The sequence below is a fragment of the Kocuria sp. CPCC 204721 genome (assembly GCF_040980945.1).
Lineage (GTDB): Bacteria > Actinomycetota > Actinomycetes > Actinomycetales > Micrococcaceae > Kocuria > Kocuria marina.
This window is the reverse complement of sequence record NZ_JAVKPO010000027.1, coordinates 1-12,034: the sequence shown is the minus strand read 5'-3', so window position 1 is coordinate 12,034 and position 12,034 is coordinate 1. Positions and strand designations below refer to the sequence as shown.

General features: G+C 66.6%; 8 protein-coding genes. 6 read left to right on the top strand and 2 right to left on the bottom strand.

Annotation, left to right across the window (positions count from 1 at the left end; all coding sequences use genetic code 11):
• Window positions 1-47: 47 nt before the first annotated feature.
• The gene (locus tag RF637_RS13460) at window positions 48-458 is read right to left on the bottom strand and encodes a Sir2 family NAD-dependent protein deacetylase (protein WP_082943164.1); all 411 of its coding nucleotides are present in this window, start codon (window positions 456-458) and stop codon (window positions 48-50) included.
• Window positions 459-652: 194 nt separating this feature from the next.
• Here RF637_RS13460 and RF637_RS13455 point away from each other — a divergent pair, with 194 nt between their 5' ends.
• The 6 genes from RF637_RS13455 to RF637_RS13430 all read left to right on the top strand — a co-directional run bounded on the left by RF637_RS13455 (window position 653) and on the right by RF637_RS13430 (window position 11,180).
• Window positions 653-2,053 carry an MFS transporter gene (locus RF637_RS13455; RefSeq protein ID WP_085108723.1) on the top strand — a complete coding sequence of 467 codons (1,401 nt, stop codon included), beginning with the start codon at window positions 653-655 and terminating at the stop codon, window positions 2,051-2,053.
• Window positions 2,046-4,184, top strand: a complete 2,139-nt coding sequence (locus RF637_RS13450) for a molybdopterin oxidoreductase family protein (RefSeq protein ID WP_255359865.1) — start codon at window positions 2,046-2,048, stop codon at window positions 4,182-4,184. The genes RF637_RS13455 and RF637_RS13450 overlap by 8 nt, the downstream gene beginning before the upstream one ends.
• On the top strand, window positions 4,172-5,674 hold the full coding sequence (locus tag RF637_RS13445; protein ID WP_064845465.1) for an FAD-dependent oxidoreductase: 1,503 nt from the start codon (window positions 4,172-4,174) through the stop codon (window positions 5,672-5,674). Before RF637_RS13450 ends, RF637_RS13445 begins: the two co-directional genes overlap by 13 nt.
• Window positions 5,675-5,724: 50 nt before the next feature.
• Window positions 5,725-6,096: a nitrite reductase small subunit NirD gene (gene nirD, locus RF637_RS13440; RefSeq protein WP_064845466.1), complete on the top strand. Its 372-nt coding sequence runs from the start codon at window positions 5,725-5,727 to the stop codon at window positions 6,094-6,096.
• A 102-nt stretch (window positions 6,097-6,198) separates the two neighbouring features.
• Window positions 6,199-8,781: a nitrite reductase large subunit NirB gene (gene nirB, locus RF637_RS13435; protein ID WP_064845467.1), complete on the top strand. Its 2,583-nt coding sequence runs from the start codon at window positions 6,199-6,201 to the stop codon at window positions 8,779-8,781.
• Complete coding sequence (locus RF637_RS13430; RefSeq protein WP_082943166.1) at window positions 8,778-11,180, top strand: uroporphyrinogen-III synthase; 2,403 nt, start codon at window positions 8,778-8,780, stop codon at window positions 11,178-11,180. Before nirB ends, RF637_RS13430 begins: the two co-directional genes overlap by 4 nt.
• 94 nt (window positions 11,181-11,274) lie before the next feature.
• Here the strand turns inward: RF637_RS13430 and RF637_RS13425 are convergent.
• The coding region (locus RF637_RS13425) for an LLM class flavin-dependent oxidoreductase (protein ID WP_368836185.1) at window positions 11,275-12,034 on the bottom strand (760 nt) is incomplete at its 5' end.

Genomic DNA, 12,034 nt, shown 5'->3' with positions numbered 1-12,034 from the left:
TCGACCCTCACCCCGACACCGACGCGCCGCCCCAGGTCGCACCACAGCTACACCCTCATCTGTGAAGAGCCTTCAAAGAGGTCTCCGTGAACGTGGGCGAGAACCGTAGCCCCCGCCCGCTCGTGCAGGTCGTCGACGTTCTGGGTAGAAATCCGCAGGTCCATGTCGGGGTAAGCCTGCCATTGGGCGATCGCCAAGTGCCCGGGGTGCGGCTGGGCGCCGCGCACCAGGGATGCACGCCAGGCGTACCACGCCCAGCACTGGGCGGGGTCGTCCTCCCAGGCCTCCGGTGTCGCCAGCTCCGTGGGATCGAAACGTTCCCACAACCCGGTCTGCGCATCGCGAAAGGTCGGAACACCGGATTCGGCAGACATCCCCGCGCCGGTCAGCACGGTCACCCGCCGTGCGTTACGGGCAAGCTCGAGGATCTCGGTGGGGATCTGCTCGGGGGAGGACATGCACCTCAGGCTAGCGCCCCACTGAGGGTTCCGGCAGGTGAGTCCGCCATGGGGATCTCGAGCGCGGACAAGCTCTCACAGGGTCGCTGGGGGCAGTGAATTATTTGTTACCCCTCTGTAACCGGCCTGGTCGGCTGGGTGAAACAGCCTGCCCGTAGGTTTCTTCGTAATGGTGACGACCGAAGGAGCCACGCATGTCACTGGATACGCGTCAACAAGGTCTGCTGGATGACCTTGACACACTCGCTGTCGATGAACCGTTACGGCACCGGCCCAACCGGTGGATCGACGGATACAACCCCGAGAACGAGACACAGTGGAATCGTGAGGGCCGGGGCATTGCCCGCCGGAACCTGAACTGGTCCATTTATGTCGAGTTCTTGGGTTTCGTGGTGTGGCAGCTTTGGTCCGTGGCCGTGGTGGCCATGCCCGCGGCCGGTTTCTCGCTGAGCACCTCGCAGCAGTTCTGGCTGATCTCGGTGCCCAGCCTCGTGGGCGCCACCATGCGTTTCCCGTACACGTTCATGGTTCCGATTTTCGGTGGCCGCATGTGGACGGTCATCTCCGCCCTGCTGCTCCTGCTGCCGGTCGTAGGCATGGGGATGTGCCTGGGCAACCCGGACACCCCGTTCGGTGTGCTGCTGGCGGTGGCCGCGCTCGCCGGTTTCGGTGGCGGCAACTTTGCCTCGTCGATGACCAACATCACCTACTACTTCCCGGCCAAGGAGAAGGGCTGGGCGCTGGGTCTGAACGCGGCCGGCGGAAACCTGGGCTCGGCCGTCGCGCAGTTCACCGTGCCGATTGTCATCACCGCCGGTGGTGTGCTGTTGACCGGTGGCCCTATGGTCAGCCTGGCCGGCTGGTTCTGGGTTCCGTTCATCCTGCTGGGTGCGGTTGGCGCGTACTACTGCATGAACAGTCTCTCCCACGCCACCGCGGACGTCAGCTCGTATCTGGCCGCCCTCAAACATGGGCAGTTGTGGGTCATCGCGGTGCTCTACATCGGTACTTTCGGGTCGTTCATGGGCTTCGCCAGTGTGTTCCCCAAGCTCATCGCGGACACGTTTCCGCAGTTCTCCGCCTTCACCATCGGCGCGGCCACACTGTCCCTGGCGTTCCTCGGCGCGCTGGTCGGTTCCCTGGCTCGTCCCTACGGTGGGAAGCTGGCCGACAAATTCGGCGGTGCCCGCCCGACGATCGCAGCGTTCGCTGTCATGGCCATCATGGCGCTGGCGATCATCGGGCTGCTGCGGCTGGGTAACTTCTGGCTGTTCCTGTTGGGCTTCCTGGTCCTCTTTATCGCCTCCGGCATGGGTAACGGTTCGACCTACCGGATGATCCCCACCGCGTTCTCGCTGGCCTACGGCGACGACCAGAAAGCCACGCGCGCCGCGGCGTCGTCGTTGGGCATCATTTCCGCGATCGGTGCCTACGGCGGGTTCCTGATCCCGCAGGTACTTCGCATCGTCCACGAGAACACGGGCGGGTACGACGGCGCATTTATCGGTTTTGCCGCCGGGTACCTGGTGCTGCTGGCCATCACGTGGGGCGTCTACGCCCGCAAGGGCACCACGTTCGGAGACGGTCGTGTCTGAATCCCTCATCACCCAAGAACCGCCCGCGAGCCACGGGGTGGCCAGCCATTGCCCGTACTGCGCCCTGCAGTGCGCCATGACACTGACCCCCAACTCGGACGCGAGCGAACCCGTGACGGTGACCGGGCGCGAGTTCCCGACCAACCGCGGCGGACTGTGCCGCAAGGGCAGCTCCGCGGCCAAGGTCCTGGGCCTGGGGGATCGGATCACCCAGCCGATGATCCGCACGGCCCACGGACTGGAACCCACCACGTGGGACCACGCGCTGACAGCGATCACCGAGGCGATCCGGGGCACCCAGCGTGAGCACGGCCGCGACGCGGTGGGGATCTTCGGAGCCGGTGGGCTCACCAACGAGAAGGCCTACGCACTGGGCAAGTTCGCCCGCGCGGTGCTGCGAACCAGTCGGATCGACTACAACGGCCGGTTCTGCATGTCTTCGGCGGCGGCCGCCGGTAACCGGGCCTTCGGTTTGGACCGCGGCCTACCGTTCCCACTAACCGATCTGGACCGCGCGCACGCCGTGCTACTGATCGGCTCCAATGTGGCGGACACCATGCCCCCGTTCGTCCAGCACCTGGCCTCCGCGCGGGAGCACGGCGGGCTGTTCGTGATCGACCTGCGCGAGTCCGCCACCGCGGACCTGACCCGCTCGGAGGAACGCGAGTGCGGGATCCACCTGGCACCGACCCCCGGAACCGACCAGGAACTACTGCTGGGCCTGATCCACGTGGTCATTGCCGAGGGCCTCTACGACGCCGCCTACGTGGCCTCCCGCACCAATGGTTTCGCCCGGCTCAAGCGCACCGCCCAGCGCTACTGGCCTGAACACGTCCAGAGCCTCACCGGTGTCCCCGCCGCCAAGATCCGGGCGGTCGCCCGCGGGCTGGCCACGGCCAAGGACAGGGGCGCGTTCGTCCTGACCGGGCGCGGCGTGGAACAGCACACCAATGGCTCGGACACCACCAGCCTCGCCATCAACCTGGCCTTGCTGCTGGGGCTGCCGGGCCGCGAACCCGGCGGGTACGGCACCGTGACCGGGCAGGGCAACGGCCAGGGCGGGCGCGAACACGGTCAGAAGTGCGATCAGCTGCCCGGCTACCGTTCCATCAACGACCCGCAGGCCCGAGCGCACGTGGCCTCGGTGTGGGGCATCGATGAGCAGGACATCCCCGGTCCGGGGATTGACGCCACCCAACTGTTGCTCTCGTGCGGCACCGACCACGGGGTGCGCACACTGATGATTCACGGCTCCAACCCCGTGGTCTCCGCCCCGAATGCCACACGGGTGACCCGTGCACTGGCCGACCTGGATTTCCTGGTGGTCAGTGACTTCGTGCTGTCGGAGACCGCTCAGCTGGCGCACGTGATCCTGCCGGTGGCGCAGTGGGCGGAGGAAGAAGGCACCATGACCAACCTGGAGGGCCGGGTCATCCGCCGTCGTAGGGCGCTGCCGTTGCCCGGCGCCGCGCGCGACGAGCTGGCCGTGCTGGCCGAGCTGAGCACCCGGTTGGGTTCCACCATGTTCTTCGGAACGGCGGAGCAGATGTTCGAGGAGCTCACCCGAGCCTCGGCCGGTGGCCGCGCGGACTACTCGGGTCTCAGCTACGACCTGCTCGACCAGGAGAGGGCGTGCTATTGGCCCTACCCGGCGGGCAGCGCGGGCACACCGCGCCTGTTCCGGGACTCGTTCCCCACCGCGGACGGCCGTGCCACCCTGGCGGACGTGTCCCCCCGGGCGATTGCCGAGCGGATCTTCGACGGGGCCGAGCTGACCCTGATCACAGGCCGCCTGCTGGGCCACTACCAGTCGGGTGCCCAAACTCGACGGGTCCCGGAACTGCTCGCCTCGGATCCTGACGGGCGAGTCGAGATCAACCCGGAGACCGCCCACCTCTACGGGGTGGTCGAGGGGCAGCTGCTCACTTTGCACAACGAGCGGGGAACCGTGCAGGCCCGGGCTCGGCTGTCCCGACAGATCCGCCGCGACACCCTGTTCATGCCCTTCCACTTCGCAGGGTCCAACAGCGTGAACCGTTTGGTCTCCTCGGCCACGGACCCGCTGTCCAAGATGCCGGAATTCAAAGCCACCCGCGTGTGGGTGTCCCAGGAGGAACAGTGCGTCGCATAGTCATCATCGGTTTCGGCCCGGTGGCCGCCCGCCTGATCGAAGAACTCGAGGAACCCCTTGCCCAGAGCCGGGTGCACGTGTGCGTGATCGGGAGCGAGCCGGAAGGTGCCTACAACCGCATCCTGCTGGCCAACCTGGTCACCGGGCATAGCACCCCGCAAGACCTGGACCTCGCGTGCGATGAGACCAACTTCCCGGAGGGGGTAACGTTCCTCACGGGTACCACGCTCAGCGACATTTCCTTGGACGGGCAGTACCTTCACACCACTGATGACCGGTTGATCTCCTTTGACGATCTGATCTTCGCCACCGGAGCGCGCGCCGTTCTGCCGCGGGTCCCCGGATTGGACGTTCTGGACACGGATCCGTGCCACCTGGATTCCATCCCCCTACCCGGAGTGCACCCCTTGCGGGACATGTCCGACGCTCGGCGGTTACGCGAGGTGGTCGAGACGGGCCAGGATGTCCTGGTCCTCGGCGGTGGGATTCTGGGGATCGAGCTTGCGCTCAACCTTGCCGAGCACGGAGTGCAGGTGAGCTTGATCCACCGTGGGCAGGACCTGATGCCGCGGCAGCTGGATCCTGACGCCAGCCGAATGCTGGCCCACGTGCTGAGGCAGGCCGGTATCCAGGTGATCCCCGGGGGCATCAACGGCGTGCGCAGTGAGGGTGGTCGCTTCACGGGGGTCGTCTTGGACGATGGAACCGTGCGAGAAGCCGGCGCGTTGATTCCGGCCATCGGAGCGCAGCCCCGTACCGAGTGGGCCAAGAAAGTGCGGCTACCGACCCATCGTGGGATTTTGGTCGATCATCAGTTGCGGGTCCACGGCACCTCGAACATCTACGCGATCGGTGACTGCGCGGAGGTGCTGTGCAGCAATCCCGTGTGCCCAGAATGTATGGCTATCGACTACCAGGATTCCGCCCCGAGCGGGCTGATCGGCCCGGGGTGGCAGCAGGCGCAAGCCCTGGCGGACATTCTGGACGGCACCCACAACCGCGTTCCTTCACAGGTGTCGCAACTGATCACCATGAAGTCGCAGGCCGTGAGCCTCACCGCTGCGGGCTCGGTGCACGCTCGAGCCTTCGAGCAGCCGAGAGTCGACGTGGCCACCTGGGAGGACCCACGCACCGGGCGTTACCTCAAGGTGGTCTCGCGCGATCGGAACATCCTCGGATTCGTGGCTCTGGGGGCGCCGGAGGCCGGTGCCGAACTGGCCATGCTGTTCGAACGATCCGGTGCCGCCCCGGGTGACCCTTCCGTGTTGCTTGCCGCGGACACCCCGAGCGGCGCGGATACCGCACCGGAACTGACCCCGGAGTCCATCATCTGCCGGTGTGCGGGGGTGGCCCTGGCACCCATTCAGCAGGCCGTGTCCGCCGGAGCCACCACCGTGGCCGAGGTCTCCAAATGTTCCCGCGCCGGCACCGGTTGCGGCGGGTGCAAGGACAAACTCGAATCCGTGGTCTCCCAAGCCATGGCAGCCTGAGCCGCCACACCGACCACTTGTATGCACCACAGTCGCCAAGGAGAACCGCCATGACCGTTCTGACTCGCGAGACCCACTCCACCGCCGTCGAAACCCTCACCTGGACCCCCGTGGTCGAAGAACACCGTCTGGAACGTGACGTCGGCGCGGCCGCCCTGCTCAAGGGCCGCCACATCGCCCTGTACCGGACCTGGAACGACCGGCTGTACGCGAGCTCCAACGTGGACCCGGACACCGGTGCCTCCGTGCTCTCCCGCGGGATTGTCGGCGAATCAGGTGGCGTCCCCACCATTGCCTCGCCCCTGCTCAAGGCGGTCTTCAACCTGGAAACCGGTGAGTGCCTGACCAATGACGAGCTGTCCGTGGAGACCTACCCCGTTCGAGTGGTCGACGGAATCATCCAGGTCGGCCTGGATTTCTAGGTCCGACGCAGGCGCAATTTACACGGCCGTAAGAAAGTGACAACGGCCGGGTGACATTCGATTTCTACCGTGGAGACACGTTCCAACTCCTAGGAGAACCCCATGCCCGAACTCATCAACATCCGCGACCTCCCGACCTCCGTGTCTGAACGCAGGGTCGTGGTGGTCGGCGCGGGGCCCGCAGCACACCGCTTCGTCACGGCCCTGCGCGGGCGCGGCGACCGCAGCGACGTCGTCGTCCTGGGAGAAGAAAGCGTGGCTCCCTACGACCGCGTCAACTTGGCCAAGCACTGGGACCCGGACCACGATCTGAGCCTCACCAACGTGGGTATGTGGAACGAACGGACCCACCTGGTCACCAATGCGTGGGTCAACAGCATCGACCCGGAGCGCAAGAGCGTGCACGTCAACGGTGAGACGGAACTAGCCTACGACGAATTAGTGCTCGCGACCGGTTCGGCCGCCACCATGCCTCCGTTGCCCGGCAATGACCTGGCCGGAGTCTACGTCTACCGCACCGTGAACGATGTCGATCGGATGCGGGCCAACGTTGAGGCCCTCAGTAGCGCCCGCGGCCCCGAGAAGCCGCCCCAGGCCGTGGTGATCGGCGGCGGACTGCTGGGTCTCGAGGCCGCCGGCGGGTTGGTCAAGTACGGGTTTGAAACCCATCTGGTGCATTCGCGGGACTGGCTGATGTCCTCGCAACTGGACGAGGGCGGCGGGCGGACCCTGAACCGGGCCATCGAGCAGCGCGGGATCGAATTACACCTGGGACAGCGCCCCAGCGCGGTGCTGCCCGCCGCCGCGGACCCGTCCACCGTGGGCGGGGTGGCGGTGGGCGAGGATCTGATCGAGGCGGACCTCGTGGTGTGGGCCATTGGCATCACGCCCCGTGACGAGCTGGCCCGCGACGCCGGTTTGGAGACCGCGCCCAACGGTGGCGTGCCCATCGACACCGCGTGCCGCACCGCGACCCCCGGGATCTGGGCGATCGGTGAGGTAGCCAGCTTCGACGGAACGTGCGTGGGCCTCGTGGCACCGGCCAACGCCATGGCCGAGGTGGTGGCCGCGCAGTTGACCGGCGGTGACGACGAATTCACCGAGATCGACGACGCCACCAAGCTCAAGCTCCACGGCCTGGACGTGGCCTCCTTCGGCGACTCGCTGTCCCGGAAGAGCGGGACCCTGGACGTGGTCATGTCCGACCCGGTCGAGGGCGTCTACCAGAAACTCGTCCTTTCCGACGACGCCAGGACCCTGCTGGGCGGGGTGTTCGTGGGGGACGCGGAACCGTACGCGAGCCTGCGCGCGCTGCTGGGCCGCCAACTGCCCGGAGCGCCCAGGGCCTATCTTTCCGGCGGTGGCGACGTTCCCGACGCGGAAATGCCCGACGATCTGGTGGCGTGTTCGTGCAACAACGTGACCGTGCACGAGATCAAGCAGGCCGTGGGTCAGGGCTGCCACGACCTGGCCTCGGTCAAGAAGTGTTCCAAGGCCGGGACGCAGTGCGGATCGTGTGTGGGACTGGTCGGCAAGATCATGACCAAGGAAATGGAAGGCGCCGGTCTCGAAATTTCCAAAAGACTGTGCGAGCACTTCGAACTGTCCCGTCCCGAGCTGTTCGAGGCCATCAGGTTGTCCCGCCTGACGAGCTTCACCCAAGTCATCGAGAAAATCGGGACAGGCCGCGGTTGCGACATCTGCAAGCCGGTTGTCGCCAACATTCTGGCCACCGCCTTCCACGAGCACGTGTTGGACGGCGGCCGCGACGGACTGCAGGACACCAACGACCGTGCTCTGGCCAACATGCAGAAAGACGGCACGTATTCAGTGGTCCCGCGCATCCCCGGGGGCGAAATCACCCCCGAGAAGCTCGCGGTGATCGCCCAGGTGGCCAAGGAGTTCAACCTCTACACCAAGATCACCGGTGCTCAGCGTATCGACCTGTTGGGCGCGCGCTTGGAGCAGTTACCGCAAATCTGGCAGCGGCTGATCGACGCGGGCATGGAATCCGGTCAGGCCTACGGAAAGTCGCTGCGCGCGGTCAAGTCCTGCGTGGGTTCGGCGTGGTGCCGCTACGGCGTGCAGGATTCCGTGGGCATGGCCGTGCATTTGGAGAACCGATACCGCGGACTGCGTAGCCCGCACAAGCTCAAGATCGGCGTCTCCGGGTGCGCCCGTGAGTGCGCCGAGGCGCGCGGCAAGGACGTGGGGGTGATCGCCACGGACAAGGGCTGGAACGTCTACGTGGGCGGTAACGGCGGGTTCACCCCCCGGCATGCGGAACTGCTCGTGAGCGACGTCGATGACAGGATGCTGGTCAAGGTCATCGACCGGTTCTTCATGTATTACATCCGCTCCGCCGAGCGGCTGCAGCGCACCGCACCGTGGGTCGAGTCCTTGGAGGGCGGCATGGACCATCTCCGCGAGGTAATCCTGGAGGACTCGCTGGGGATCTGCGACGAACTGGAATCGGCCATGGGCGATCTAGTGGCCGACTACCGCGATGAGTGGGCCGAAACCCTCAACGACCCGGTGAAGCTGGCGCGTTTCACGCCGTTCATCAATGACCCGCAGGCAACGGACGAGACCATCGTGCAGGTGCCCGAGCGCGGGCAGGTGCGTCCGGCGACCGCCGGTGAGCGCGTGATGATCTCCGGGCCGACCATCGGGATCGGTGCATGAGTGATTTCGACTGGAACGGTTGTCCGGTCCTGCTCGTGGGAACCGGCCCGGCCGCGCCGCTGGAGGTCGCCCGGCTGATCCGCGCCGGTGCCAGGGTGAGCGTTGCGGGCACCGCGGAGCAACTGTGTGCCCGCGGGGATGCGCTGGCTAGGGTGGCCCGGCGGCTGGGTGTGAAAGCGGACCCGGCCCGGGAATCGGTGCGCACCGCGTTGGAAGCCTGCACCTTCGTGGGCGCGGAGGCCGCGGACTTCGACGCCGACGCTGCAGCGTCCGGTGCCGCGGCCGTGGTGTGCGCCGCCGACGACGCCGCGGAGACCAAGCGGTGGCGTGCCTTGAGCAGGAGGCACGGCAAACCGTTCTCGACCCTGCGCTCGGGCAGGCCCGGTGTGGCCCTGGTGGGTGGTGGTCCCGGTGACCCGCAGTTGATGACGGAGGCGGCCCGGCAGCACCTGATGCGGGCGGACGTGGTGCTCTACGACAAACTGGCACCCACCGCGGTGCTCGAGCAACTGTGCCCGGGAGCCCTGCTGGTGAACGTGGGTAAGGACCCCGGCCATCACAAGATGCCCCAATACTTGATTGAACGGGCCCTGGTGGAGTTCGCCCGCGCCGGGGCGTGTGTGGTGCGTTTCAAGGGCGGGGACCCGTTCGTGTTCGGACGCGGCGCCGAGGAACGGCGGACCCTGCAGGGGGAGGGCATCGAGGTCACTGTGGTCTCCGGGATCAGTTCGAGTATCGCGGTGCCCGCGGCTGCCGGTATCCCGGTCACGTGCCGCGGCATCAACCGCTCCTTCACCGTGATCTCCGGTCATGAGGTGCCCGCTCCCGACGAGCTGGAAGGCCTGGTCAAGGTGGGCGGCACCCTGGTGGTGCTCATGGGGTTGGCGCACCTGCCCGAGCTCATGGCCGGTCTGGTGAAGCACGGCCTGGATCCGGAATTGCCCGCCGCGGTGGTCGAAAAGGGTTCCACACAGCGGCAGCGGGTCTTTGCATCCGCAGCGCGCTCCATTGCGCGTGTGGTATCCGACGAGGGAGTGAGCTCCCCTGCGATCGTCGTGCTGGGGCACGTGGTCGAACTGGGCGATGACCTCGCGCGGTTGATCGAGAGAGTTTCAAACGAGCGCTCAGAAGAGTCTGAGCCACTGAAGTCTCCGCTCACACGCGGGCCCACCGCGGAACCCGCAGCCGAAATTCGGGACGGCGGGATCCCGGGCCGGGGGATTCGCGATGGTCGGATTCAGGAGGAACCTGGGACGGCGTCGTCGACGGTCAAGGCGAGCGAGAAGGTGCTCGTGGCTCCGTCGGATTCCCTGACCGGCTTCGTGATCGCTGTGACCGCCTCACGCCGGGCCGAGGACCAGGCGGAGGCTTTCGAACGGCGCGGCGCCACCGTGCTCAAGGCGCCTACCATGCGCATCGTGCCCACCGAGAACGACGAGACGCTGCACCGGGCCTCCGCCCAGGTGATCGAGGACAAACCGGGGGTGCTGCTGGTCACCACGGGGCACGGTGTGCGCGGATGGTTCGAGGCTGCGGAGGCCGGTGGAACACGATCCCAACTGTGTGCGGCGCTCGAGGGCGCTGACATCCTCGTGCGCGGAGCCAAGGCCCGTGGGGCCATCAAGAGCCTCGGGCTCGTGGAGCAGGGGGTTGCATCGCAGGATTCTACGAGCTCCCTGGTGGACCTGGCACTGAGCCGCGGCGTGGCCGACAAACACGTGGTGTTCCAACAACACGGGGCCGTGGACCACGCACACGTGGAACGCCTCGAACGCGCCGGCGCGCGCCTGACCGTAGTCCAGCCCTATCGATGGGAACAGCCCCGTGATGTGGCCGCAGTCTCCCAGCTGATGCTGGCAATCATCAAGGAACACGTCAACGCCGTGACCTTCACCTCCGCCCCCGCGGTGGAAGCGCTATTCGAACGCGCCCAGAAGGAAGGGACCATGGAGCCATTGCTCGAAGCACTGCGTCACCGTGTGCTCAGCGTGGCCGTGGGGCACGTAACCGCGGAGCCGTTGCAGCGGGCGGGAATCACACCGCTGATCCCGGACCGCCCCCGCATGGGGTCCCTGGTGCGGGCACTGACCACCCACCTGGAAAGACAGACCGTGGACCTGCCGCACACGCCGTTCGGACAGGTCACCCTGCGCGGCGCGCATCTGCTGTGCGGGGAACGCCGCGTGGAACTGCCCTCCCACCTGGCCAACATCACACGCGTGGTGATGCAGGCCGCAGGGGACTTGGTGACTCGCCAGTCCATCCGCCGTGAAGTGCCCGCGGCGCCCAGCGACCACGCCATCGACATGGCCATATCCCGGATCCGAAAACTCACCGGGGAACCCAAACTGATCCTTACGGTCTCCAAGATGGGATTCCGGGCCAACGTGAGCCTGTGACACAGCGGGGGCCGTGGCCGTGGTTGTGTCCTTGGCGCCCGCTTCCACGCTTGCGGTCCTTGCGTTGGGAGGTCCCGGTGTGAGGTCTGGGCGCTCACAAGGTGGCGGCGACGGCGGCGGCCAGCCGCGCATCAGAGGTGTACAACGCGGTCGTGTCGAAGGTCGAGGCGGTGCTCATGATCTCGTCCGCGCCGGTACGCACGAGCAATTCACTGATTGCGCTCAAAACCTGGTCCTCGGTCCCCGCGATCACGGGGGCCAATGCCTTGGCCACGTTGCGTTGCTGCCGTTGCGTCAGGGAATCCGGTAGCGACGTCGTCGGCTCGAGCGGCGGAAAAGCTCCCGTGAGGCGCGATTCGGACATGGCCCACGCTTCGGGCAGAGAGAGTTCGCGCGCCTCGGAGGGAGAATCCGCAACAAAGATCTCCGTGGAAGCGATCAGGTACGGCTCGTCCAGTTGCTCGCTGGGGCAAAAGGTGGAGCGGTACTCGTCGAAGGCCTCCGGCCCGGCGGTGAGCAACGGTCCACCGACCACCGCCGGCAGACCCAGGCGCGCCGCGATCTTCAAGCCACTTCCGGTCCCCAACACGAATAGCGGGATGTGGCCGTTGTGGGCCGGGCGCATCGTGATATCCGCCCTGCCGGTCAGGTATTCGCGTACGGCTTCAATGGCGGATGCGAAGTCTTTCGGTGGCGCGGACATGGTGCCCAGGGCCCTGCGCACGGGCTCAGTGAACCCCAGGGAACGCCCAAGTCCAAGGTCGAACCGTTGCCCGTGCAGGGCCTGACTCGTGCCACTTGAGAGCTCCTGGCTGACTTGGCCGGTGTTGTCGCTGGTCAGGGTCCTGTGGCGG

Excerpts from the sequence above, each read along its gene's own strand:
- nirD (WP_064845466.1), top strand. The coding sequence starts at position 5,725 with ATGACCGTTCTGACTCGCGAGACCCACTCCACCGCCGTCGAAACCCTC.
- RF637_RS13455 (WP_085108723.1), top strand. The coding sequence starts at position 653 with ATGTCACTGGATACGCGTCAACAAGGTCTGCTGGATGACCTTGACACA.
- RF637_RS13460 (WP_082943164.1), bottom strand. The coding sequence starts at position 458 with ATGTCCTCCCCCGAGCAGATCCCCACCGAGATCCTCGAGCTTGCCCGT.
- RF637_RS13430 (WP_082943166.1), top strand. The coding sequence starts at position 8,778 with ATGAGTGATTTCGACTGGAACGGTTGTCCGGTCCTGCTCGTGGGAACC.
- nirB (WP_064845467.1), top strand. The coding sequence starts at position 6,199 with ATGCCCGAACTCATCAACATCCGCGACCTCCCGACCTCCGTGTCTGAA.